This window comes from Pseudomonas sp. PLMAX (assembly GCF_046042685.1).
In the GTDB taxonomy this organism is placed as follows: Bacteria; Pseudomonadota; Gammaproteobacteria; order Pseudomonadales; family Pseudomonadaceae; genus Aquipseudomonas; species Aquipseudomonas putida_AE.
This window is the reverse complement of the sequence record NZ_CP064949.1, coordinates 6,105,490-6,131,140: the sequence shown is the minus strand read 5'-3', so window position 1 is coordinate 6,131,140 and position 25,651 is coordinate 6,105,490. Positions and strand designations below refer to the sequence as shown.

Below are 25,651 nucleotides of genomic sequence, written 5' to 3'. Positions count from 1 at the left end.
ACGGTGGTGTGAGAGGACGGCGGATGTGAATCCGCCTCCTACTCGATCACATGCTGGCCTGCGTTGATCAGAACTCGTGATCAGCATTGTCCGGGTTCAGGTCGCTGATCCCCAGTTTGCCGGCGGCGGCTTCGATCGAACCGGTCTGCTTGACCAGTGAGGCGATGGCGTCACGGACGATCTGGTTGCCGGCGGTGTTACCGGCAGCGATCAGCTGGTCGTAGTGCTCACCCTTGTTGGCGTGATCGACGATGACCTGCATCTTGGCTTCGGTGGCGGCCAGGTCGGCCTTGAGCGCGGTGTCGGCAGCCGGGTCGGCCTTGGCTACCAGGGACGACAGGCTGGCGCCGGTCATTTTGGTGCCATCGACGCGGGTGTATTCGCCCAGGTACACGTTACGGATGCCCTTGGCATCGTAGAACTGCGAGTTGTGGGTGTTGTCGCTGAAGCAGTCGTGTTCGTCTTCCGGGGAGTTGGCTTCCAGGGAAACCTTCATGCGCTCGCCCGCCAGTTCGCCCAGGGACAGGCTGCCCATGCCGAACAACATTTTGCGCAGGCCGCTTTCAGCCGGTTCCGCTTCCAGGGTGGCACGGTAGTTGTCGGCCACGTTCGGCTTCCAGTTACCGACCATTTCTTCCAGGTCGCTGACCAGCAATTGCGTCACGGACTTCAGGTAAGCGCGGCGACGATCGTTGTGACCGCCGGTGGCGCCTTTGCCTTCCAGGTAGTCCGAAGCTGGACGGTTGCCGGCGCCAGGGCCGGTGCCGTTCAGGTCCTGGCCCCAGAGCAGGAATTCGATGGCGTGGTAGCCAGTGGCGACGTTGGCCTCGGAACCGCCCAGCTCGTTCAGGCTGGCGAGTTTTTCCGGGGTGATGTCTTTCACGTCGACCTTGTCTTCGCCGACCTGGATTTCAGTGTTGGCAATGATGTTGGCCGTGGCGCCAGGGTTACCCAGTGCGTGCTCGTAGGATTTGTCGACGTAGTCGATCAGGCCTTCGTCCAGTGGCCAGGCGTTCACCTGACCTTCCCAGTCGTCAATGATGGTGTTGCCGAAGCGGAACACTTCGCTCTGCAGGTAAGGAACGCGGGCGGCGATCCAGGCAGCCTTGGCGGCTTTCAGGGTGTCGGCGTTCGGCTTGGCCAGGAAAGCGTCAACGGCGGTTTGCAGGGTTTTCGCAGTGGATTCGGCATCGCTGTAAACGGCGAACACGATGTCGGCGTAATGTGCGACAACGGCCTTGGCAGCGGCTTCGTCGACCTTGCTGGCAGCCGCAGGTGCAGCGGCTGGAGCGGCCGGGGCAGCAGCGGTGCTGGCCGCTGGCGCAGGAGCGGCCGCTTTTTCTTTGTCTTTACCTTCACCGCAACCGGCGAGGGAAATTGCGATGGCCAACAGACTGGCGGTAGCCAGAGGCATACGAATCATGGCGAACATCCTGCTTCGAGAGGGGGTGGTATAACGCGTCCAGCGCGCAAAACTGCGACATAATGCAAATCTTTCGCATTATGTGTAAAGGGTTGTGGTTGGAAATATTTCTTATTCACCTTGTGGGAGCGAGCTTGCTCGCGATGAACGTCAGGGCGCCGCGTTTATTCAGACCGCACGCGTTATCGTTAACGTCCATCGCGAGCGAGCTCGCTCCTACATAGGTTACAAAATGGCGGCGTTGCTACGCTGGGCCTGCCTCAGGTAAGCGCTCAACTCCCGCGCCGGCAGCGGTTTGCTGTAGAAGTAGCCCTGCCCCTCGTGGCAGCCCTCGGAGATGATGTAGGCCTCCTGCTCCAGGGTCTCCACGCCTTCGGCAATCACCTGCATGCCCAGGCTCTTGCCCAGTTGAATGATGGCGCGAACGATGGTTGCGTCGTCGTCGTCATCGAGCAGGTCCTGGACAAAGCTCTTGTCGATCTTGATCTTGTCCAGCGGCAGGCTTTTCAGGTAACTCAGTGACGAATAACCGGTACCGAAGTCGTCGATCGCGATCAGCGCGCCGGAGCGGCGCAGGCTGAGCAAATGCTGGGCGGCGGTGCTGATGTCTTCCATCAGGCCGGTCTCGGTGACTTCCAGCTCCAGGCTTCGCGGTGGCAGGCGATACATTTGCAGCAGGTTGTTGACCACCCGTGGCAACTCGGCGTGGTGCAACTGCACGGTGGACAGGTTGACCGCCATGCGCAGGTCGCTGAAGCCCTGGTCGTGCCACTCGCGCAACTGCTTGCAGGCCTGGTCCAGCACCCACTCGCCGATGGCGATGATGGTGCCGTTCTGCTCGGCCAGCGGGATGAACAGGTCCGGAGGCACCATCCCGTGCTCGGGATGCTGCCAGCGGATCAACGCTTCGACGCCGACCACCCGGTGATCGCGATAACTGATCTGCGGTTGGTAGACCAGGTAGAACTGGTCGCGGGTCAGTGCATCGCGCAGGTCTTTTTCCAGTTCGCGACGCCGGCGCATTTCGGTGTCGACGCTGGCGATATAGAACTGATAGCGGTTGCGCGAGCGCGTCTTGGCCAGGGTCATGGTCTGCTCGGCTTTTTGCAGCAGCTTCTCGGTGCTGTCGCCATCCTCGGGGAACAGGGTGATGCCAATGGTCGCGCGCAGGCGGATCTGCTGGTGATCCAGGTCAAACGCCGCTTCCAGGTCATCGAGAATGCTTTGCGCCAGTTCGGCGGCTTCGTAGGGTTGCTCGATATCGGCCTGGACCAGGGCGAACTGGTCGCCACCCAGGCGGGCGAGGGCGCCCAGGCGTCCGCTGTGGGCGCGCAGGCGATCGGCCAGGGCCAGCAGCAACTGGTCGCCGGTCTGGTAGCTGAACTGTTCGTTGATGCCCTTGAAGTCATCGAGCCCGACACACAGCACCGCGACCCGGCGTTGCAGCTTGCCGGCATCGACCAGGATCTTGTCCAGCTGCGTCTGCAATTGCTGGCGGTTGGGCAGGCCGGTGAGGAAATCGTACTGGGCCATGCGCAACAGGCTGTTTTCCGCTTCGTGGCGCAGGTGGGTGTTGCGCTCGATGGATTCGAGCAACTGGTTGGCGGTGTTGATCCACACCCCCAGTTCGTTTTTCTCGTGGCCCTTGAGCAGCGGAATCTTGTGCTCGCTGGGGCGGTCGGGATTGATTTCGGTCAGGTGCTCGATGATGCGCGACAAAGGTTTGGTCAACAGCCAGTGATAGACCAGGTACAGCACCAGTCCCATCGCCAGGGCACGCAATACCCCGGAAATGAAGATGATCACCGAACTGACGATAAAACCCTTGCCGTAGGTGGCGGTGTCGAGGGTGATGCTCAGGTCGCCGTAGTACTCGCTGTAGGGGCCGCGTCCCACCAATTGGGTGGTGAAGGTGCGTTCCCTGCCGAGGATCAGGTCGGTCAGCCAGCGACTGCTGGAGTGCTGCAACTCACGGGATTTCTGCGCCAGCATGGCTTCGTTGGGATGGCCGATGGACGCCTGACGCACGGCATCGTCCTGGAACAGGCCTTCGATCACCTGCATGCCCATTTCCCGGTCCAGGCTGTAGACGGCCTGGGTCGAGGGGTCGCGGAACATGTCGAGGATGCGTTCGGCATCGCCGGCGACGGCCTGGCGTGTTTTATAGGCATCGAAAACGATCTGCGCGCAGCTCAAGACCACGCCGACGATCAATGCCGACAGGAGCACGACCCGGAGCAACTTCACCGACAAGCTGTTCTTGAGTTCCAGCTTCAAAGGGTTATTCCTTGTTCCGTGCGGGTAGCGTCAAGTTGCCATGAGTATTGGCAATCCCGTGATGGCAGTCAAAGGGACAATCCACCCTGGGGGAATTTGCCTGCTGCTTGGCCGATTTGCTGTGGTCTGGGGCGATTGCCCAATGAGTACTGTGTCGGTAGTCGAGTCCTTCAACTTGAGGGGATTGGGACAAAATTTCCTTTTGTTTGATGTTAGACGGCTGTGGCGCTGAGGCAAGGGGCCGAGTGCCGGTTTCAGGGCACAAAAAAGGCGACCCTCTTGCGAGAGTCGCCCTGGCTTTAACTACGGTTGTTGCTTATTCCGACAGTTTGTACGCAATCACATAGTCACCCTGTTTGGTGCCCAGCGAACCGTGACCGCCAGCCACGACCAGCACGTATTGCTTGCCGTCCTTGCCGGTGTAGGTCATCGGCGTGGTTTGCGCGCCGGCCGGCAGGCGACCTTCCCACAGTTGCTTGCCGTTTTTCACGTCGTAGGCACGCAGGTACTGGTCGAGGGTACCGCTGAGGAAACCGACGCCACCGGCGGTGGTGAAGGTGCCGCCCAGGCTCGGTACGCCCATGCTCAGCGGAATCGGCACAGGCGAGCTGTCGCGCACGGTACCGTTCTTGTGCATCCAGATCTTTTCATGGGTGGTCAGGTCGATCGCGGCCACGTAGCCCCACGCCGGTGCCTGGCACGGCAGGCCCATTGGCGACAGCAAGGCTTCGAGCACCACACCGTACGGCGCGCCCTTGTTGGGTTGCACGCCTTCGGTTTCGCTTTTGCGCGGGCCCTGGGCGGCGATTTCCGCGGCCGGGATCATCTTCGATTTGAACGCCATGTAGCTCGGGTTCACGAATGCGATCTGACGCACCGGGTCAACCGAGATTCCGCCCCAGTCGAACACGCCGAAGTTACCGGGATAGACGATCGAACCCTGCAGCGAAGGCGGGGTGAACGGGCCGTCGTAGCGCATGGATTTGAAGTCGATCCGGCAGATCAGTTGGTCGAACGGCGTGACGCCCCACATGTCGCGCTCCTGCAGCGGCGGTGGCATCAGGTTGAGGTCGGATTTCGGTTGGGTCGGCGAGGTGTGGTCGCCTTCCACCGCGCCTTGCGGCACCGGCACTTCGTTGATCGGCACGATGGCCTGACCGGTGCTGCGGTCCAGCACGTAGATGCTGCCTTGCTTGGTCGACGCCAAAACGGCCTGCTTCACGCCGTCAGCGGTTTTCAGGTCCATCAGGGTAGGCTGGCCGCCGACGTCCATGTCCCACAGGTCATGGTGGGTGAACTGGAAGTTCCAGCGCACTTTACCGGTGGCGATGTCCAGGGCGGTCAGGCCGGCCGCGTGCAATTCCGATTCGGGGGTACGCGCGCCGCCGAACTGGTCCGGGGTCTGGTTACCCATCGGCAGGTAGAGCATGCCGAGTTTTTCATCGACCGCGAACATCGACCACATGTTTGGCGAGTTGCGGGTGTAGGTCTTGCCCTCGGCAATCGGCGTGGTGTCGTCCGGGTTGCCGCTGTCCCAGTTCCACACCAGTTTGCCGGTGTGCACGTCGAACGCGCGGATCACGCCGCTCGGCTCGTCGGTGGAGACGTTGTCGGTGACGTGGCCGCCAATCACCACCAGGTCCTTGGTGACCGCCGGTGGCGAGGTGGAGTAGTAACCGCCGGCCGTGAAGCCGCCGATGTTGGCGCGCAGGTCGACCTGGCCCTTGTCGCCGAAGTCTTCGCACATCTTGCCGGTGTCGGCGTTCAGGGCGATCAGGCGGGTGTCGGCGGTCGGCAGGAAGATCTTGCGCGGGCAAGCGCTGGCCGGGGCCGGGCTGGCCGTACCGGTCGGGCTCTGCTCGGAGGCATACACCGCGTCATCGTGATAGGTCACGCCACGGCAGGTCATGTGCGCCCAACCCTTGAAGTTCGCCGCATTCTGCGTCGAGAGCTTCGGATCGAAACGCCAGATTTCCTTGCCGGTGTCCGGGTCCAGCGCGATCACCTGGCTGTGCGGCGTGCACACGTAGAGCATGCCGTTGACTTTCAGCGGGGTGTTTTCGGCGGTGGTTTCACCCGGGTCGTTCGGCCCTGGCAGGTCGCCGGTGCGGTAGGTCCAGGCCGGTACCAGCTTGTTGACGTTCTGCGGGGTGATCTGCGCCAGCGGCGAGTAACGGTCGCCATGGGCGCTGCGGCCATAGGAGTTCCAGTCACCGTCAGGCATGGCCGGGGCGGTGTTGGTCATGCCCGGCACGCTGTCGCGATCCAGCTGACCCTTGATTTCACCCGGGTTGGTGAATTGGCTGGCCAGGGCGGTTGCGCCCGCGATCACCACGGCCACGCTCAGGGCGCCGGTGCCCATGGGAGCGGCGCCATTACGCAGCAGTGGACGGCGGAACCACGGCAGCAACATGACCAGGCCCAGGGCGAACAGCATTGCCAGGCGCGGCACCAGTTGCCACCAGTCGAGACCGACTTCCCACAGTGCCCAGGCGGTGCTGGCGAACAGCACCAGTGCGTACAGGCCCAGCGCGGCGCGGCGCGCGGCGATCAGCAGGATGCCGGTCAGCGCCAGGCCGATACCGGCCAGCAGGTAGTACAGCGAACCGCCGAGCATGCTCAGCTTGATCCCGCCGGCCAGCATGGCCAGGCCCATTACCAGAAGCAGTATGCCGAGCAAGGTCGGCAATAAACGGCTTCGACTCAAAGCACCTTCAGTGCTCATAGTGTGGTTCTCCGTGACGTTTCAAGTGGTCCCGCGCAGGTTCACTGTAGATGACGATCCCGCGTGGGCATGGTTCAGATATATCTATCGGGTTCACGCAATCCCCTGTAGGAGCGAGCTTGCTCGCGAAAAACCTGAGAACGATGCGGGGTGTCAGGTTCGCAGCGTTATCGTTCACGACCATCGCGAGCGAGCTCGCTCCTACAAGGGGTTTTGTGGTGTTGGTTAGAAGGACGACTGGATCTTGATCCCGCCAATCAGCGCGTCATCGACCTCGTTCACGCCACCGGGGTGGCGGATGTATTGCAGGTTCGGGCGCACGGTCAGCCAGTTCGTGACGTGCACGCCGTAATAGAGCTCGGCGCTGTATTCGGTGTCCTGGGGCGGCAGGAAGGCCGGGTCGTCGTAGTCGAAGACAGCCTTGGCCTGATTGCTCGCCTCGGCATTCTTGCGATACGCCGGGTTGACGTGCACGCGGGCCATGGCAAAGCCGATGTCATCCCGGGCGCGGGCATCGAACAGGCCTTTGTAGACGAGGCCGGCCTGGACATAGTTGTCGATGGCGTTGGTTTTCTTGTCGTGCATCGTGCCGTTGGCGAACAGGCTCAGGCCGCGGGAGTGGTCGCTGGCGATGCTGGTGACTTGCTGCTGGATGCCCAGCCACACCCCATGCTTGCTCGATGCGCTGCGGTAAGCCTCGCCACTCAGGGCGGCAGGCAGGCCGTGGCTGTCCTTGTAGACATCGGTGGCGTTGGCGTTGCTGTAGTAGTAGCCGGCACGGTATTCACCCGGCAGACCGTTGAGCTTTGGCGTCCACACCAGTTCCACCGGCAGGATGGCCCCTTGGGTACCGCTGCCGCTGAGCTTGAAGCCGTTGTCGCGATCGAGGTTCGACGGGTTTTGCTCGTAGGCGCCGACCTGCGCGTACAACTCGGGTGTCAGGTGATACTTGACCCGCATCGCCCACTGGCTGACGGGCCAGTTGTACCAGATGTCGCCCACCCAGTTGCCGACCTGGGAGCCGCAGAACGCCAGGTTCTGGAAGTCGCAGGGGAAGCTGTTGAAATCTTCGCCCTCGCCGAAACGGCCGACCTTGATGTCGAGCTTCTGGTCGAGGAATTTCTGCTGGTACCACATCTGGGTGAGACGCGTGGTCTGGCCACGGCCCCAGACTTCCTGAGCCGAGGTGAAGCCGCCGACCCGTGGGTCGTTGATTCGGTCGTTGCTGATGTTGTTGCCGCTGCGCTTGGTGATGGTCAGCTGGAACTCGGCGTCGTCCCAGCCGAGGATTTTCTGCAGGTCCAGGTGAGTGCCCAGGGCGAACTGATCGCTGTAGCGAGCGGTACGATCGTGATCGTAGCCGCCATGCAGGTTGCTGCCCATTTCGCCGGTGTAGTCGATCTTGAAATCGTAGCCCTTTGCCGAGAGTTCACTGCGGGTGCCGTTCCAGTCACCGAGCATCCACGGTGAGTCGCTGTCAAAGGCGGGCGCCGCCTGGGCGCAAGTGGCGAGGCTGAAAGCGCCGAGGCCTGTGAGCAGGCAAGCGACAGGCGTAAAGACAGCGCTGTCTTTCGAGAATCGTAATTCAGGCATAGAGAAGGAATTCTTGATCTTTTTCTGGGGGATGAACGTAAACGACAGAAGCAAAGCTGACGGCAGAAGCGTTTCAGCTTGGGCGGGTGTAAGGATAATGTTCTGTTACAAATAGAGAAAGCGCTTTTACCGACATGCATCCTTTCAGATTTGGTAACAGTCCTGTAGGAGCTGCCGCAGGCTGCGATCTTTTCCGTTTCACCTACATTTAACGTAAGGTGCGCGGCTTCCAATTCCACACTCTGCTCGAAGGCCTGGCATGAACGAACACAACCCCGATCCGCTGCACGGCGTGACACTGGAACAGATCCTCAACGCGCTGGTTGAACACTACGAGTGGTCGGGGCTGGCCGAGCGCATCGATATCCGTTGCTTCAAGAGCGATCCGAGCATCAAGTCGAGCCTGACGTTCCTGCGCAAGACCCCGTGGGCGCGGGAGAAAGTCGAACGTCTATACGTGAAACTGATGCGCACCAAGCGCCCGGTCTGACATGCCGCCCGCGCAGGGTATGCAGCGACGCTTGATTACACTGGCGGCCGTGCTGGGCTGGGCCGGCCTAAGTATCCAGCTGTACCTGATTTTTTTTGCGCGCTGGAATTTCGGCGCCAGTCTGCTCGGCGGCCTGGTGAGTTTCTTCAGCTACTTCACCGTGCTGAGTAACACCCTGGTGGCGACCGTGCTGACCTGTGCAGCGACGTCCCGCGAATCGGCGGCGCGTCGTTGGTTCCTGCAGCCGTGGGTCAGTAGTGGCATTGCCGTGAGCATCGTAGTGGTCAGCCTGGCCTACAACCTGTTGCTGCGTCATCTATGGCATCCAGAAGGCTGGCAATGGCTGGCCGATGAGTTGCTGCATGACGTGATGCCGCTGCTGTTCCTGGTGTATTGGTGGCGTTGCGTGCCCAAGGGCAGGCTGCGGGTGGGACACATCGGATTGTGGGTGATCTACCCGCTGGTCTACTTCGCCTATTCGCTGCTGCGTGGGCATGTGCTGGCGGTTTATCCCTACCCATTCATTGATGTGGAGAAACTGGGTTATCCACAGGTGTTTATCAATGCCGGGGGATTGCTGCTGGGGTTTGTCTTGATTGCGTTGATGGTGATCGCGTGGGATCGGTGGCTGGGGCGTCGTAATAAAGGCCTGGCTTTGTAGTGTAGGTAATATCGCCATCGCCAGCAGGCTTCCACAGTGGATCGCCTGCGAACGCAGATCCTGTACATGGCAATCATCCAATGTGGGAGCGGGCTTGCTCGCGAAGACTGCCGACCAGTCGATAGAGATGTCAGCTGACCACCGCTTACGTCGGAACGCCGCCCGGAGCAAGTCCGCCCATGGGTACTAGCAGTTCTGCTAGTACCCAACGCTATGCAGAATGAATCAAACTGGAGGCCTTGAATAAAGTCGGAAAGTTCAACAAGGTAGACCTTTTCATGACTGACTCTATGGCTGATAACCATCGCAACTCGCTTGGGCAACGCACTGTCCTGCTGGCAACCGACAATAAGAACTCGGTGTTCGCCGAAATCGCAGGGGGCAAGCCCAACTCCATCGCCTATTCTGCCTACGGTCAACAATCCGGGCAGCAGGAAGTTGCGACGCGATTAGGTTTCAACGGTGAATTGCGTGAGGCGCGCATCGGCTGGTATTTACTGGGCAACGGCTACCGCGCTTACAACCCGATATTCATGCGCTTCCATAGCCCAGATAGATGGAGTCCGTTTGGAAATGGCGGGTTGAATACGTATGTGTATTGCGTGGGGGATCCGGTAAATTTTTCGGATCCGACGGGGCATGTTCGATGGGGTAAGATGGGAGCCAATATTTTTAACTTTCTATTTGGTGGCGCCGACATTACGGGGCCAAGTCGTTCCAAAAGCCTAATGGCTTCAGCTCCTCTCGGCCCAATGCGTCCTGAAAAAACTGGGGAACTGAAGGCGTTAGGCAGAATAAGTACCGTTACCGCTTCAACACCGGGTCCAAGAGGAAATAACAGTCCAGCTATCAGCGACATTCAACCAACCACGGGCCTATACCACGGATACGACGGACCACCACCGCATGAGAGGCCTAGCTATTTTCCGTCTACGAGTAGGCCTAATCAAAACCCGAATCTGCTAGCCGGTAAAATTGACCCCGACAGACGTGTTGTATGGAACGGTAAAGTAAAAGAGCCGAGCCTTGAACACAATCAACTTCAAGGCGACGCAGCTGGAGGTCATCCAAGTGATTTACGTGGCAACCGCCCACTACCACCCCAAGAATCGCGAGAACTGCGGCTACATCGGGCCCTAGCGCGAGAACGAGCAGTAAATGACATGATGCAAATGCGGGCTCGACAAATTCGAGAAGCTGGACAAGATCCTCGAAGAATGCAGGCGGATATAGCCAGGGCTGGTTTAGAAGCAGGTTTAGAATTTAACGCCAGGTTCCCCCCTATCCGCCGTTAATAGTGCGAATGTCTAGTCGTGAAAAACGAACAAGGGGACGATTTATTGCTCTTAGCTGGGAAATAAGCCTGTCCGCTTTTACGTCCCGCTTTTCCGGCGGTGACTGACCAAATCATTGTTCAGCGCTCTCGAAGGTTTCGGGAAAAGGGACCACACGATACCCTCCCACCGTCGCTGCCAATTCAGCGACCGGGTGTGGAAACCCGTGTAAATCAAGGCGCAACAGCGCCCCCATCACGTCTGCCGGCGCTTTATTTGTGTCTGCGGCGTGAGTTATGGCGGCTGTGCGTGGGACGTCTTCGGACGTGCCGGTTTCCTTGATTCCCGGTTTTCCACCCTGCGCACAGCTGTCACCCATTCGTGTGGAAACGAACGTGGCAGCTCCTCGTAACTGGTACTTCTAACAGTTATGCGCGGTCAACGAGGCAGGCTAAATCGGCAGTTCAATCACTGCTGGGGTATTCAGCCATGCCAATAAGACATCAATTTGTATTTCCAACCGAAACACTACAGATGGCTTACGAGATGTCCCAAGTGTTCGACCTCCATGTCAACAATGAAGACTATGTCGAATTCGACTGGATGCCGGGAACCACCTGGAAAATCCTACGAAAAAAATTCTACGTATTGGGTGATGGCAGCGTCGAACGCGTCGATTATCTGACGGGACGGGTAGAAAATCCCGAATTGCCCTGAACCCGCAGCGCCTGACCTCTGCATTGCACCACTGGTCGGAACTGTTATTTCTAACAGTTCCAATACAGCACAGCTTTATCCGGAAGGCAGGGTCTACCCCATTCTGGGTAATCCCGAAGACCCCGAATTGAAAGGTGCCGACATCGCCGCAGGCGAGTGGGTACCCTCATCGCCAGATGCAGAACCGGAAGACGGTGAATATCAACAGAGCCAAGACCTGGAGGTCGAGCTGTCCCTGGCGCAGTTGCAAAGATTCAAGGGTCGAACCGAGCCATTGCGTTATCAGGGAGTGGGGGGATCGAGTCTGACTACAGACTCAGACCCGATTTTACTCACCATCATTTGAACCAGCATGGCACCACAAGGCTCCCACTAGGGTGTGGTGTACACAGATCCCATGTGGGAGCCAGCCTGCTGGCGATGGGGCCCTGAAGCCGGTCACTCCTCGTCGCTGTCATCCAGCCGCCAGTAACCCACGGCCTTGACGAACTGCTCATCCAGCCCATGCTCATCGAGCAACACCCGACGAATCTGCCGCGACACTTTGCTCTCGGTCGCCACCCACGCGTACAGGCTGCCGGCGGGCACCTGGATCTGGCGTACGGTGCTCAGCAGATGATCCTTGCCGCCTTCGCGCAGTACCCAGATTACATTGACCTCGGCAGCACTCTCCAACACCTGCTGTTCCTTGCCGTTTTCCACTTCGACAATCACCAGCGCCTTGCGATTGGCCGCCAGGCCTTCAAGGCGTCGGGCGATGGCGGGCAGGGCGGTCTCGTCGCCGATCAGCAGGTAGCTGTCGAAGATGTCCGGCACGATCATCGAACCCCGTGGCCCGCCGATGTGCAGGAACTGCCCGGGCTGAGCCTGTTCGGCCCAGGTCGAGGCAGGGCCGTCGCCGTGCAGGACGAAATCGATATCCAGCTCCAGGGCATCCAGGTCGTAGCGGCGCGGGGTGTAGTCGCGCATGGCCGGCTTTGGGCCGTCGTCCTTGCCGGCGCCGAGTACCAGGGTGTCCAGTGCCGCCTGTTGCGCCGCGTCCTGCGGGAACAGCAGCTTGACGTGGTCGTCGGTGCCGAGACTGATGAAACCGGCCAGCTCAGGGCCGCCCAAGGTAATACGGCGCATGCGCGGGGTCAGGTCGACGACGCGCAGGACTTCAAGTTTGCGACGTTTGATCTCGTGCATCACACGGTGAATGGTTGAGGTATCGACTGCGGTCATTCGGCGATCTCCTGGCCAGCCTGAACGGCTGGGCCGTCGACAATGGCTTTGGCGGTGTTGTTGAGCAGGGTGGCAACGCGCTGGATTTCTTGCGCACTCCAGCGACCGTGGTGCAGTTGCAGGGCATGGCGCAGGTTATGCACAGCCTCGTGGATTTCCGGCGGACGATCGTGGCCGCGCAACGAGCGCTTGCTGACATCGATGCGCACCCGCACGCCTTCGAGGGCGATGGCCTGATCGCTCAGGGACAGGCGGCCGGCGTCGGTCACGCTGTAGCGTTTCTTCCCGCCTTCGGCATCGCCCTGGATCATTTCGCTTTCTTCCAGAAAGGTCAGGGTGGGGTAGATCACACCGGGGCTGGGGCTGTAGGCGCCGTCGAACATGCCTTCGATCTGGCGGATCAGGTCGTAGCCGTGGCAGGGCTGTTCGGCGATCAGGGCCAGCAACAGCAGTTTCAGGTCGCCGGGGGCGAATACCCGGGGTCCGCGACCGCCGCGTTCGCGGCCGGGGCGTTTTTCGAAGCCGTCGCGACCGTCGCCGTGTTCGCGGTGGGGGGAATGATGGTCTCTCATTTTTTCCTTCTCCTGTCGTGTCTAGATACAACGTAAGATATATCTTATGGGCCGTGCAAGCTTTTTTGACCAGCGGTCGGTAGGAGCGCCGCGCCCGCCGGTCCGGCGGGAGAAAGGAGTGCTGGCTATTTTAGAGTAATTAAACTAATTATCAGGCATGCAACTATTGTTAGGCGTTAGTTGTTGGGTAAGTAGTATTGTTCTTACAGAAGTTGTTTTAGTTTTTGTCTGTATGCTTTTTCAGCTAAAACTGTGTGTAGGATATGGCTGATGGGTAAATGTCGTAATTGTCTGATTTGAATGCTTTTTCTGTCGATGCGTGAGTCACTTTTACTACATGTTGCGCAGAGTTTTCGTACTTACTTTCTTAGGAAATTGGTCAATCATTCTCCGTGTCGAAAGTTGAACCGAAACGCCATCATTCTGGTTGTTGGCACGGATCATCAAAACTTTCTACAGACCAATCCTTTGAAAACACAGGTACTCGACAATGTTCAAGAAGTTTGCAATCGCCGTCCCGATGACCCTCCTGGCCCTCAGCACTTCGATGGCGTTCGCTGCGGAAGAAGCGCGCACCTCCATCAACATCACCGCTGATATTCCGAGCAAGGTGTTCCATGCCCAGCCTGTGAACCCGGATTTCGGCAAAGACGAAAAAATGCAGTACCAGTTGGGCACCGGTACCTTGACCGATGTGGCCGGCATGTTCGACATCCAGCACACCAATGGCTCGGTGAATGCTTACGTCGAAGGCGGCCCGCAGCCATTGTTCAATGGCAATCCAGCGCAAAACATTCCACTGACCTACACCTTCAACAACGTAACACTGACCGGCGTTTCTCAGGAAGTGGTGGGTGACACCGAGTCCAATGGCGGGATGCGTGCCGAGATGCGTATTGCGGCGGCCAAACCGGGCGATGGTCAGACCGGCCTGTACACCGCCAATCCAGTGGTGATCTTCGACGCCATTCCTCGCGTCACCCAGTAATACGGTTATTCACCAGGGCACTGTCCCTGTTTGATGACAAATACCGGTCGACGGGTAACTTCTGTCCGTCGATCGGGTTTCAATGCATTTATCTTCAGAGAATTCCGTTCATGTTCCCGATGACGCCCATCGCGACGGCGCTTGCCCTGTGTTTTTGTGCAAGCGCCCTGGCTGCGCCCATGGATAACAGCCAGACGCCTCGAAGTTTGCTGGCGCAAGCCAAAGGTTTACCGAGTGAGTTTGAAGAGCACTTCTTTGATGTGCCGCTGGCGGTGCGCGTGGAACTTGATCAACAATTTCTCGGTGAGGCGATGGTCGTGTTATCGCGCGACGATCGCATCACCCTCGTTGACTTCACTGATGTCAGCGACAGCTCCATCAAGGCCAGTGAACGCGATACCTGGTCGAGCTATCTCAAGCAAGGCATAGCGTTGGGCGGGTGTCAGGCCAAGTGCCCGGAACAGCTGCTGGCCGTGCACTACAGCCTGGAAAATTCCCTGGTGTCGATCCTGACCGAAAACGCCGAGCGCGACGACCAGGTGCAGCGTTACTACAGCCTGCCCGAAGGCGGCAGTACCGGCTTGATCGTGCGCAACCAGTTGAACCTCAATGGTGGCCAGAATCAGGACCTGGGTGGGCGTTATGGCCTGGAGGCCAGCAGCAGCCTGGGCAACTGGACGCAAGCGGCCAACATTCAATTGTCTCGATTGGGTGGCCTGGATAACCAGCTCTATCACTCGGTCAACGAGCTGTACACCCAACGCGAACTGGAGGGCAACTTCCTGCGCCTGGGGTTGTTCACGCCCTCGTCCGAAGGCCTGACCCGACAACCGCGTACGTTCGGCACCAGCCCCGACACCGCGGTAGGCGTCATGTATGGCAGCTCCGACAGCCTGGCCATCAACAACCCGAAACCGGCGGTCTATCCGGTCTACGTCACCGCCAATCGCCAGGGGTCGGTGGAAATCTACCGCGACGGTCTGTTGATCAATACCCAGGCCGTACCGGCCGGATTGCAGACCCTCGATACCCGGCCGCTACCGGGCGGCATTTATGAAGTGGAAGTGCGCCTGATCGAGGACGGCCAGATCACCTCCAGCACACAGGAGCTGATCTACAAACCCAACAATTGGCGCAATCACGACGAGCGCTGGCGCTACAACCTGTTTGCCGGCCGTGAATCCAAGGTGCTCAGTAACTGGGACGAGCAGGACGATGGCGACATGACCGCCGGCGCGGCCTTCAACTTCCTGCTGCACCCGCGGGTCATCCTGGGCTTAAGCGGGCGGCAGGTGCGCGACACGTTGCAATACGGCACGTCGGTCGATTGGGCGATCGTCAACAATGCCAATCTCTTTGCCAACGTCTACCAGACCGAAGACTACGGCACCGGCCTCGATGTGCAGGGGCTCTGGTCCTACGGCAGCGGCAGCATCGTCGCCAGCCACACCCGCAGCTGGCTCGACACGACCCGACTCTACGACACCTTGCCCGATGGTACGCGGGTACGGCAGCGCAACGTGTTTGTCGGCCAGACCAGCAACTCTTCGTTGTCGGTGAATCATCGGCTCGACAGTAAAAATTCCCTCAACGCCCGGGTCTCCCACAGTGAAGGCAACACCGAAGGCACCGGCGTCGATCTCGGCTGGACCCAGCGCACGCGCCTGTTCGGCAGCGATGCCAACTGGCGGCTGTCGCTGTTCGATCGGCCTGGCAGTTACAGCTCCGGTGACGATAGAAATCGTGGCGTCGACTTGAGCCTGACCCTGGCCCTGGGCGGGCCGGGTGAGCAGATCTCGGGCAGCATCGGCTCGCGCACCGACCGCGATGGCGGGCGGGACAACAATGCCTCGGTCACCTACCGCAAGGACTTGCAGGATCACCTGCTGCAGAGCGTTTCGGCGACAGCCATCACCGATACTTATGGCATCGGTCTGAACGCCATGGCGACCATGACCTCGGACCTGATCAACGGCGACGGTTTCATTCAGCGCTCGTCCTACAACAACGACCTCACCGGTGGCCTGAACCTGGACAGCACCGTGGCCGTTGGCGGACAGAAAATGGTCATGACCAGCCAGTACCACCGTAACGGCGCCGGCATGATCATCGACGTGGAGTCCGATATCGAGGGCATTGCCCTGCGTGCCGACGACCTCAGTGGCGGCAGCGCGGTGCTGCGCCCAGGGCGAAATTTCGTGCCGATCACCGCCTACAGAAGCAGCTCGGTGAGCTTCGATTTCGAGGGCAATCACGTGCCTGCCGCGACCATCCAGCCCGCCCGTTCGAGCTATCACCTGAACAAGGGTGGCGTGGAATATCGCCAGGTCCGCGTGATGAAAACCCTCACCGTGCTCGGTCGCTTGATCGACCCCCAGGGCAATCCGCTCAAGGGCCACCACATCATCAACCACGCCAGCCGCGGCGTGAGTGAAGTGGACGGGTTTTTCTCCATGGAAATGAACGCAGGCTCACCGACGCTGGAGGTGCGCCACGGTAACCAGTTGCTCTGCCAGTTCCGCCTGGACCCGAGCCTTGGGCGCACTGAAAACAACGTGTTGATGATCGGCGATCTGCGCTGCACGCCGGATACGTTGGCGGGTATCGGGCAGGCGGAAGGGGAGGCGGGTTAATCCGTCTCGGACGTATTTCAAGGGGGCAGGACAGTGAATTTTTTTCGCGTATTACCGAAGCGGTTGCGTGGCAGCGCCGCGTGTTTTTTCAGCTTGGCGATGCTGCTGCCGGCTTCCGTGGAGGCGGTAACTCAGCAAATCAGCGCCACCTTCCGGCCGGATCCGACAAACCCGCAGTACAACGAATTCATCAACAAAACGCCGAACAGCGGATTTTGCCTGGATAACCCATCGCAATGCCGCGAAGCCAATTTATTCAGCCTCCGACTACCGATTCCTTCCCATTCGATTGCCACGATCCAGGGACTGCATTCGAATCCACGCCAGGGAGCCATGTTCAACATACCCTCGGACTGGCAGGACATTGTTGTTACGCATCCCACCGCGCCGCCGCAAGTTGTCAAATTCCGGGTTGCAGGTATGGGCGTCGCCTACATGCTGCCACTTCCCGCACCAGAATTGACGAATGGGGCCGGGCACAATTTTGTGTGGGAACACGGAATCTGGATGCACGCGGGGCCACCTTGCACAGGTCTTGACGGGGCGGGCGATGACATTGGTTTCAACAGCTTCTGGAGACACCCGGTGGGTGCCGGGGTGTGTGCCAAGCGTGCGCTTGTCAATATCCCACAGCCCTTTCGTTATCTGACATTCGACATCACCTATGAGCTGACGACCCCCAACCCGCTGCAAATGGTCGCGGGTCAGTACACCGGCCAGCACGTGTTTCAAGTAGGTCCCCATAAGGATTTTGATCTCGGCGACATCATGCAGCCCGAAGACAACGTGATCGTGCTCGACTTTGTGCTGGATGTTGAACACATATTGAAAGTTGAGATTCCTCCTGGTGGTAACCGCGTTGAATTGGAACCCCAGAATGGCTGGCAGAGCTGGTTGCAACAAGGCCTGAAACCGACGCGTCTGTTCCGCGACCAGACATTCAGTATTTCCACCAGTTCGCGTTTCAAAATGAACCTGGAATGCCAGTACTCACAAGACAGCAAGACCTGCTCTTTGTATGAGCCCCGGTCCGGACATGGGGTACCACTATTGGTCAGCGTGAGCCTGCCCCATGGGTTGACCGACGCTGACGGGCAAACCATCAACCGCCGCAGGTTATTGATGGATGGCAGCGGTACCGAACTATTCCAACCAGGCATCTATGTGGACCGTAAACCGGGAACGCTGCATTTCGAGATTGCCCAGAACGAAGTTGCGGAAATGATCCAGCCGCGACGCCTGCGACATTACTCGGGCCAGGTCACGATTATCTGGGACTCCGAAGTCTAGGTCTTTGCGTTATTGCACATCCATTCGACGAGGTACAGGACGATGAAACGTCTGTTGGCAACTGTTGGTTTTTGTCTGCTCACCCAGGTGGCCCAGGCCGCCCCGAACATCAATATCGGCACCGTGTATGACTATCTGGACGGGGACAAAAGTACCTTCTTGAAACGCGTATTCAATGGCGGCGACAGTACGGCGTTCGTCAAGGTCAACATCCTCGAGATTCTCTACAGCGCCGATGGCACATCCCAGGAAGTGCCGCTCAAGACCCATGCCGACGGCAATTCCCGCGATGGCCTGATGGCCAGCCCGGCGCGGCTGATCGTGCCGGCCAACGGCATGCAGGGCACACGCCTGTTGTTCATGGGCGAGCGTGACAAAGAGCGCTATTTCCGCGTGCGTTTCGTGCCGGTGGTGCCCGAGAAAGAGGATGAGTTCGCGGTCTCCAGTGAAGAGCGCGATGACTATAAAAAGGAATTGTCCGCCGGGGTCACCGTGTTGGCCGGTTATGGCGCGGTGTTTTTTGTCCGGCCCAAGGACACGGTTTTCAACAGTGCCATCGAGAATGACCCGGGCAACTATCGAATCCGCAACAACGGCAATTCCGTCGTGGTGGTCGATGAGTTTCGCGACTGCTCGATCAAGAACGAACAAGACTGCCAACCCACCACCAAACACCACATTCTCGCGGGCCGCACGTTCACCTTCGAAAAACAGGCGGGTCGTCAGTACCACTTCACGCTGGTGGAAGGCCAGAGCAGCAAAAAACTTGATGTGAAGGGATAACGCCATGTTCAAGAAGCTTTCACGGGTGCTTGTTGCTACGACCTTTGCGTGGGCCAGCTTGTCGGCATTTGCGGCCCGGGAAGTGCAAACGTTCGACGTGTTCGTCACCATTCCGACCCTGGGGTTTTACGTCATTCCCGCTGACCCCGGCTGGATCCACCGCGAACAACAACTGCCCTGGAACCTGAGCGCCTCGACGCTGGGCGGCTTGCGCAAGTATTTCGACGTCAAGAACGAAGCGGGCGCCATAGAGGCCAGGCTTGAAGGTCGGCCTTATTTGTCCAACGGATTCGCGGCCCAAGACATCGGCTTGCAGGTGCTGTTCAACGGCACGGCTTTGAGCGAACTGCAAAGCAGCGAAGTGGTTTCCCTGAGCGATGCGGCGCCGGGTAAACGGGTGTTGCTGGAAATCCTGCCCATGCCACCTGCCGATGGTGTCTACAAACCCGGCAACTATTTTGGCAGCGTCAATTTGATCTTCAATGCGGTATTGCCGGAGGCTTGAGTGAAAGGCGATGAACTTCAAAAAAATATCAGGAAAAACCAGCCGTTTAGCCTGGGTCATGGTGTTGCTTGCAGGGAGCATTGAACCAGCGATGGGTGCTTCCACGGACATCAAGGCGCTGTTTCGGCCGGATTCATCGAAGCCCATGGACAACAAGTTCATCAATCAAACACCGAACAGTGGGTATTGCGTGTCCAACCCCGTCGAGTGTAATCGGCTGAACATGTTCAGCATTCGGCTACCCCTGAGGTTCGAGTCAACCAGGCCGCTTCTGCCTGACACTGATCCACGCAGTAATGCCATCTTTAGCGTGCCGGCACAGTGGCGCTCCCTGACGGTGAGGAACATCAGTACAGGAGAGTCGGAGCAAGTGGAAGTACGCATTGCAGGGTTCGGCTCACAATACAGTCTAAGCGATACGGCCGCCAATCTGACAGGTGCCCCGGAAGGTGAAGCGCACCAGAGATTGTGGACCCAATCGAGCTGGGTCTATGCCCCCCCGCCCTGCGAGTACAGTGGCGTCGGATTCTACTCCCCTTACTCCTACTCTTTTTTCTGGAGGACGCCTGTCGCGGGTACCTGTCTCAAAACGACCCTGTTTCCCATTTCGGCAATGGCTTACAACTATCTGGATTTCGCCTACGAACTTCGAACGCCGAATCCACTGGGCATGTCATCAGGTTCTTATACGGGCACCTTGAGTTATCGCGTCGGCCCCGGGGGCGACTTCGATATGGGCGATGTCATGGTTCCCAACGATCCCCAGATGCTCTTGAACTTTGAGCTGGAGGTCCAGCACACGTTGAAAGTCGAAGTGCCACCGGGCGGCAATCGCGTGGAGCTGGTCCCCCAGGGTGGCTGGCAATCCTGGCTCACCCAGGGGCGCAAGCCGACGCGTCTGTTGCGCGACCAGACGTTCAACATCTCCGCCAGCTCGCGGTTCAAGATGAGCCTGGAATGCCAGCATTCCCAAGACAGCAAGACCTGCTCGTTGTATGAACCCCTGACCGGCCATGCCGTACCGCTGTTGGTCAGTGTGAGCTTGCCCCATGGGTTGACCGACGCCGAGGGGTTAGCCATCAATCGCCGTCGGTTGTTGTTGGATGGCAGCGGTACCGAACTGTTTCAGCCAGGCATCTATGTGGACAGAAAACCGGGAACGCTGCATTTCGAGATTGCCCCCGACGAAGTAGGGGAGATGATCAAGCCGCGACAGTCACGACAGTATTCGGGTTGGGTCAATGTCATCTGGGATTCGGAGGTATGAATGCACGCCCCTGAAGGTGACCTTCAGGGGCGTATCCTGGCCAGGGATCGACTACTGCCCGGCGCGTTGCAGGGCCTCACGGGTCAACCGCCTGCTCAGTTGTTGTTCCTCATAACCGATGTCGTTTTGTAACCCTTCGTACACCGCGTCGCTCATTCGCTCTGCGGTGAGCACGGTGGTTGGCGCAACATTGAGTTGCGTGGCGAGGTCCAGCAACCGTTGCTTGCTCTTTTGTCGTTGCTCAATCGACGATCCTGGCGATTCAGACCAGGCGCGTTGTGCGTCCCGCAGTTCTTCGAGCAAATCGTTTTTGAGCTCGAAATTTCGGGCATTACGCTGGAACTCGCGCGGGTAAGTGTTGCGCAGGTAGGTTTCCCAGAATGTCTGGGTGAGCATGTCGTTGATCAAGCCATCGCCTTCTCCCATCGAAATCACCGTATCAAAAGCGGTGTCGAGGGTCTCGACACTGACACCGGCAACTTCTCGATAAAGCATTGCCTGTGATTGCCACGGCAGACCCAGGCGCTCAGCCAGTCCGGTTTCATAGGCCAGGTACACTTCGACTTCATCGGGCGTACCGGTACGACTGCCGAAATCCGCACGGGCGATGTCATCGACCCGCATCAGGCGCGCGGCACCTTTTGCCAGCGTGACCAGTTGGCTTTCCAGGACGGTAGCCGACGTCGACAAGGCATAGGCTTCGGCTGCGAGCACCTTGATGCCCATGTGGTTGAACACCTGGGCCCCGGCATCGGCGCAGGTGGTAGGCGATGTTGCCATCTCGAACAGCTCTGTGCGCAGGTCACTGTCCAGGTCCATGGCTTCGATCATCCGCCACACCCGATCACTGAGTTGTTGGCGCAGGTCACCTCCCGCAAGGTAATCGGCAGACCGCGTCTGCTTCTGGATCAAGGCGAAAAAATCTTCGGCGCCAGGCTCGTTAATCAAGTCGTGCCAGGCTTCCACTCTGAAGGTCCCCAATCCGGTCGCCTGGTCGCTCCACCACTGGGAGTCGTCCGACATGGGCCATTGATCGATCGCTCGATCGGCGATGGCGGAATAGAACTGCTCGGCATTCAGGCCTACCGAGCGTCTGTAGTCCTGGTAGGCGATACGATTGGCGTCCGAGAGGTCTTTCACATAGAGCCGTGCCCGCGCCACGAGGCGCGCGTCATCGGAACCCGGTACCACGCTTGGAATCTCGGTGAGCGGGTTTTGCATCAGGTCCAGTAGAAAACCCCGCGGCCGGCGCTTGTTGAACAGGCCCTCAGGCCAGGTGGTCGCGCCGGTATTGCTCAAGCTCAGGATCTTCAGTTTTGGCATGCGCTCCACGTTTGGCATCAGTCCCAGCTGCGGGTTGTCGTCCAGCCTGATGGTTTCCATGCGCGTCAGGTGCTTGAGGTGCTCGACAGCGCGCGGCGTCAACCTGATCCGGTTGCTCATCAGGCGCAGGGTTCGCAGATAGTGCATGGCGCCGATACCTTCCGGCAGTTGCGTCAGTTGGCAGCCCCTGGCACTCAATTGTCGTAGTCTCGAAAAGTTTTTCAGCAGGCCGCCGGCGTTGGCGGAAAACGTCGTGCGATCCAGGTTCAGGGTTTCTATCTGATCGAGGTAGCGCTGAATATCCGGCAGCTTTTTCCACCACAACTCGAGATCGTAGCGGCTTAATTCGACTGAGAGGTCCAATACGTAGCCGTCTTCAAGGCGCGTGCTGCGCTCGCCGAACACGGTCGACTTCCTTTCGAAACATTGCATGAGCCGGTCGGCAATATGCTGCCCACCACCGTTTAAAAACCCGTTCCTGTCAGGGCCCCAGTGCTCCGGTTGCTGGTTGCGCCATTTGTCGAGAATTTCACCCAGCTCGTACTGTTCGCGTTCCAGGCGTTTGAGCGTCTCGAGCGCTTCGTCTGGCTCGCCCAGCGACTCTACAAATATCGCGACCTCCCGTTCATTGAAATGCGGATAGATCTCTCGCACCCGTTCTTCCGGCGTCTGCGCAACGGTAGAAAGGCTCGGGCCACGCAGTAACCGTTCGGTCTGCAAATCCTGGGTCGCGCGAATCGGTGGCTCAGCCAGCACGGTCCGACGTTCAGCCGGTGCCTCGGTTTTCACCATCACCCACTGCTTGAATTGGGCGCCCTGGCCGGGTCGATAGCCCAGGCGAGCACGTTGGTCGGCGGGTAGCGCGTTGAGCACTGCCTGGTAAAAATCATCGGCTGCATGCAGTGGGGTGTTTGAAGCGTCATAAACGGCATATTTTCCCGGCTGCTCCCTGATCAGTTTGCGCAGGGTCGAAGCGTCCTCAGGGCCAACACTGCAACGCAAGTCACCGTCGTACGTGCCGTCATGGACTTCGATACGCAAATCACCGAACGAATCGGTGAAAACCCTCAGGGTGTTCAGCACCAAACGTTCCGTGTCCGCCACCATCTGCACATCATCCTGGAACCCTTCGTAGGCATGATTGGTTTGTGCTTCGAAGGCTGCTTCACGGGCCAGGGATTTCAGGCGCAACGGTATCTGTTGATGGTCCGTCATGCGTTCAAACTCGGTGGCGCTGGCACGGGTCAGCAGCGTCTGCGCCACATTGGCCGGCAAGTCCGGGAACGTGGTGCAAAGCAGTTGAACGGAGGGGGTGTCGGAGCTTTGCGCAGCCCGGTAGAGCTGATTGAAAATATCCGGTTCGAGGCTGTTGGCCAGATCAGCCAGGCGATTGCGCAAGGCCTGAAGCTGCTCCTGCTTGGCGGGGTGACTGCCGATCAAGTCGCGCAGTTCTTCTTTACTCAGAAAATCGACAAGGCTTTGTGGCAGTTCACCGCTGGTGATGTGAGAGAGGCTGACGGACAGGGTTTGCGCCGGCGTTGCCTCGGCATTGCCATAGTGACGAGAGTGTCCTGTGAGATCGGCGTTTTCGTAGACCTTCAGGGCTTTTTCCGTGGGCCAGCCGTCCAGATAAGTCGCCAGCGGTTCGAACCAGTAAGCGGTCGGTTCAAGCGCGTCGCCGGTGCGGATGTTTTCGATGGCTTGGCGGGTCTGCTTCTGCAGTTGCAAGCGCTTGAGGCTGTCCGCCAGGAGCGGTGGTGGCGGGGTGTTGTCGACGTACATCCGACGCAGCTCGCCGTCCTCGGTACCACTGATTATGCGGGTTTGCTCAAGCTCGGTATCACTGAATCCGTCCACGCCATGGCCGAGTCGACGCATCAGCGTCGGGCTGTCCCAGGTTCGCGGGTTTTCAGCTTCATGGGTCCAGGCGCCCAGGCCATTGTGCTCGAGCTCAGGTGAATAGGCGTTCGGGCGCTGTGGGTGCTTGATGCGATAGCGCTGTGTTATCGGGTCTTGGCGCTGGACTTCGTAATGCTGATTGTCCAGCGCCAGGATGTGCTTGCCTTCGTGGGTGTGCAGTCCCAATGCATCGGGTTGGCTGTCGGCCGGCAGCTTGAAGTCTGGCAGCGCGTAGGGGGTGAGATCGGGGTTCCACAGGCGGGTCTGACCCTCGGGGAGTACGACAGGCTTCAGGCTTTCGATAAATGCCGAGAGCCTCAGCCGGGGGATTTTCCCAAGCTCGGCCCCCGCCGCGAAAATCGCCAACTCCACGACATTGGTCACCACGGACACGATATGTTCGGCGGCTTCGATCCACAAGCCTTCGGCCAGGTCTACCAACGACTCGATAACGTCACTGGTGATCTGGTAGGCGGTATAGGCCATCATCAATTCGCCCAGGCCGGGTACGAACGGGGTGAGGACCATCAGCGCGACATTGAAGATGTCGGAAACTACTTTTTTGAAATTGTCCCACCAGGCCCAGCGGGCATTGCTGTCGGTGTCGGCGGTGGACACGGCAATGTGCTTGGCGTCGTTAAGGATCTTGTTCAGTTTTTTCTGAAAGAGATGTTCCCAGAGGTCACCGCTGACCGGTGTCACCGCAAACTGCAGGTGCGGGGTAGGCACGGGCTCCTCGCGCCATGTCGGGCGTTGATCCAGGGGCTCCTTCTGATGCCATTCAATTGTGAACAGACGTTGCTGCAGCCCGGCAAAAAACGCCCCGCGCTCGGGCTGATCGACGAACTGGCTGAAGTATTGACGATAGGTCATGCCGCTGGAAGGGATGAAGTTGTTATCGCGCAACTGGCGAGTCAGTTCGTTCAGGAAGTCGGTGACCGACGGGTACTCCTTAAGGGGATGTTCCGGATCGTGAGGGAGGTAAGCGATGATCGGCGCGACCTCGCGGGTTCGCTCAAGGTCTGGCGAAATCAGCACGATGCCGGTCAGCGCCGTACCCATGATCGACAATTCGCCGAACTGTACTATTTTGCCCTTGAAGGTGAGGTTGCGCTGGCCATCGAGCATGGCCAGTACGAGCTGAAGGGTGTCGCGCTGAATGTCGCCAGTCATCACGGCCAGTTGTGCAGCCGCCGTGAACGCGGCTTTTTGGCTTTTGACCACGCTGCGTTTCAGGTAAGTCTCTGCGACCGGATCGCCGGGTAGCAAAAAGCTTTCAAGGTGTTCGGTGTATTGCGCGCCGATGTCCAGTTCGCGACACAGGGTCTGGAACTGGGCAATCGACATTTTGCGTTTGATCGGTTTGATGTCGAACAGTCCGCGTTCATCGGGCTGACTGATGAAATCGGAATCCGCTTCGCAGGTTTCGGAGAGGGCGAAGTTATGCAAGGCGGCGTCCAGCAGGGAAACAGTACGAGTGGTGACGCCACTTGAGATATTGAGGGCATACCAGGGTCGTTCTTTAGGCAAGTAAAGATGTAAGTAAGTTGTTCGAACGTCGTCATCGACGCCGTATTGTTTTTTCAGGGCCGCACTTAATAGCGGTTCGGCGAATTCGTAAATATTTTGTAGCTTGTCCAGGGCCTTATCGACCTTGTTGTGTGTTGCCCAGAGTTCCAGGTTGGCATTTTTCAGCCGGTTGTGATTGTAGTTCGAGGCTGTCGTGACCCAGCGCGAGGGGCCCTTTTTGGCGGCGTCCAGTGCCTGTATCCGCTGCAGGGAAGCAGCCTGGATGACAGAAGGAATTCGATTTTTAATGAAATCGTAGTGGCGGCCATTATTGTCGGTTGTACGTCCTTGTAGTTCATTCACTTTTAATAAACCTTGAGTACCAATGGAAGTCACCAGCCTATCTTCCATCGCCCAAAGTAAAAGTCTGAATTCTTGCTGTTAAACCGCTGTTCGTCCGTACGAAACAGCGGGATTTTCCATGCCGAAAATAATTAA

17 protein-coding genes and 1 pseudogene are annotated in these 25,651 nt (G+C 58.7%); 10 read left to right on the top strand and 8 right to left on the bottom strand.

The genetic code is table 11. The features are described 5' to 3' along the window. Positions 1-67 precede the first annotated feature (67 nt). From DKB71_RS27850 to DKB71_RS27830, 5 genes and pseudogenes are all read right to left on the bottom strand, one after another. Positions 68-1,423, bottom strand: a complete 1,356-nt coding sequence (locus DKB71_RS27850; RefSeq protein WP_274074246.1) for an imelysin family protein — start codon at positions 1,421-1,423, stop codon at positions 68-70. Positions 1,424-1,648: 225 nt separating this feature from the next. Next, positions 1,649-3,700: a putative bifunctional diguanylate cyclase/phosphodiesterase gene (locus tag DKB71_RS27845; RefSeq protein WP_408598744.1), complete on the bottom strand. Its 2,052-nt coding sequence runs from the start codon at positions 3,698-3,700 to the stop codon at positions 1,649-1,651. A 316-nt stretch (positions 3,701-4,016) separates the two neighbouring features. Continuing rightward, positions 4,017-6,425, bottom strand: coding sequence for a glucose/quinate/shikimate family membrane-bound PQQ-dependent dehydrogenase (locus tag DKB71_RS27840; protein WP_408598742.1), 2,409 nt, complete (start codon positions 6,423-6,425; stop codon positions 4,017-4,019). Positions 6,426-6,519: 94 nt separating this feature from the next. Then, positions 6,520-6,609, bottom strand: a pseudogene (locus DKB71_RS27835) (outer membrane lipoprotein carrier protein LolA); the annotation flags it as partial. 41 nt (positions 6,610-6,650) lie between these two features. Beyond that, the gene (locus DKB71_RS27830; RefSeq protein ID WP_408598740.1) at positions 6,651-8,018 is read right to left on the bottom strand and encodes a carbohydrate porin; all 1,368 of its coding nucleotides are present in this window, start codon (positions 8,016-8,018) and stop codon (positions 6,651-6,653) included. A gap of 259 nt (positions 8,019-8,277) precedes the next feature. Between DKB71_RS27830 and DKB71_RS27825 the strand changes: the two genes are divergently transcribed. The 4 genes from DKB71_RS27825 to DKB71_RS27810 all read left to right on the top strand — a co-directional run bounded on the left by DKB71_RS27825 (position 8,278) and on the right by DKB71_RS27810 (position 11,160). Next, positions 8,278-8,508: a VF530 family protein gene (locus DKB71_RS27825; RefSeq protein WP_274074250.1), complete on the top strand. Its 231-nt coding sequence runs from the start codon at positions 8,278-8,280 to the stop codon at positions 8,506-8,508. A gap of 19 nt (positions 8,509-8,527) precedes the next feature. After that, positions 8,528-9,169, top strand: a complete 642-nt coding sequence (locus tag DKB71_RS27820; RefSeq protein WP_408598738.1) for a Pr6Pr family membrane protein — start codon at positions 8,528-8,530, stop codon at positions 9,167-9,169. A 278-nt stretch (positions 9,170-9,447) separates the two neighbouring features. Beyond that, complete coding sequence (locus DKB71_RS27815) at positions 9,448-10,464, top strand: RHS repeat-associated core domain-containing protein (protein ID WP_408598736.1); 1,017 nt, start codon at positions 9,448-9,450, stop codon at positions 10,462-10,464. 525 nt (positions 10,465-10,989) lie between these two features. Continuing rightward, a complete protein-coding gene (locus DKB71_RS27810; protein ID WP_408598734.1) occupies positions 10,990-11,160 on the top strand; it encodes a hypothetical protein in 171 nt (56 codons plus the stop codon). A gap of 438 nt (positions 11,161-11,598) precedes the next feature. Here the strand turns inward: DKB71_RS27810 and DKB71_RS27805 are convergent, their stop codons facing one another. Continuing rightward, positions 11,599-12,384, bottom strand: coding sequence for a siderophore-interacting protein (locus DKB71_RS27805; protein WP_274074255.1), 786 nt, complete (start codon positions 12,382-12,384; stop codon positions 11,599-11,601). Next, entirely contained in the window at positions 12,381-12,956 is a 576-nt protein-coding gene (locus DKB71_RS27800) for a PadR family transcriptional regulator (protein ID WP_274074256.1), read from the bottom strand. Before DKB71_RS27800 ends, DKB71_RS27805 begins: the two co-directional genes overlap by 4 nt. Before the next feature lie 490 nt (positions 12,957-13,446). Here DKB71_RS27800 and DKB71_RS27795 point away from each other — a divergent pair, with 490 nt between their 5' ends. The 6 genes from DKB71_RS27795 (at position 13,447) to DKB71_RS27770 (ending at position 20,422) form a co-directional block, all read left to right on the top strand. Further along, the gene (locus DKB71_RS27795; protein ID WP_408598731.1) at positions 13,447-13,944 is read left to right on the top strand and encodes a CS1 type fimbrial major subunit; all 498 of its coding nucleotides are present in this window, start codon (positions 13,447-13,449) and stop codon (positions 13,942-13,944) included. Between the two features lie 110 nt (positions 13,945-14,054). Further along, positions 14,055-16,577, top strand: a complete 2,523-nt coding sequence (locus DKB71_RS27790) for a TcfC E-set like domain-containing protein (protein WP_408598729.1) — start codon at positions 14,055-14,057, stop codon at positions 16,575-16,577. 33 nt (positions 16,578-16,610) lie between these two features. Further along, a complete protein-coding gene (locus DKB71_RS27785; protein WP_408598727.1) occupies positions 16,611-17,867 on the top strand; it encodes a hypothetical protein in 1,257 nt (418 codons plus the stop codon). Between the two features lie 42 nt (positions 17,868-17,909). Beyond that, complete coding sequence (locus DKB71_RS27780) at positions 17,910-18,650, top strand: molecular chaperone (RefSeq protein ID WP_323606921.1); 741 nt, start codon at positions 17,910-17,912, stop codon at positions 18,648-18,650. A gap of 4 nt (positions 18,651-18,654) precedes the next feature. Further along, complete coding sequence (locus DKB71_RS27775) at positions 18,655-19,155, top strand: CS1 type fimbrial major subunit (RefSeq protein WP_408598724.1); 501 nt, start codon at positions 18,655-18,657, stop codon at positions 19,153-19,155. A gap of 10 nt (positions 19,156-19,165) precedes the next feature. Continuing rightward, positions 19,166-20,422, top strand: coding sequence for a hypothetical protein (locus tag DKB71_RS27770; RefSeq protein WP_408598722.1), 1,257 nt, complete (start codon positions 19,166-19,168; stop codon positions 20,420-20,422). A 51-nt stretch (positions 20,423-20,473) separates the two neighbouring features. On the opposite strand, the gene DKB71_RS27765 is transcribed toward DKB71_RS27770, so the two are convergent. Further along, complete coding sequence (locus tag DKB71_RS27765) at positions 20,474-25,516, bottom strand: NEL-type E3 ubiquitin ligase domain-containing protein (protein ID WP_408598720.1); 5,043 nt, start codon at positions 25,514-25,516, stop codon at positions 20,474-20,476. Positions 25,517-25,651 lie beyond the last annotated feature (135 nt).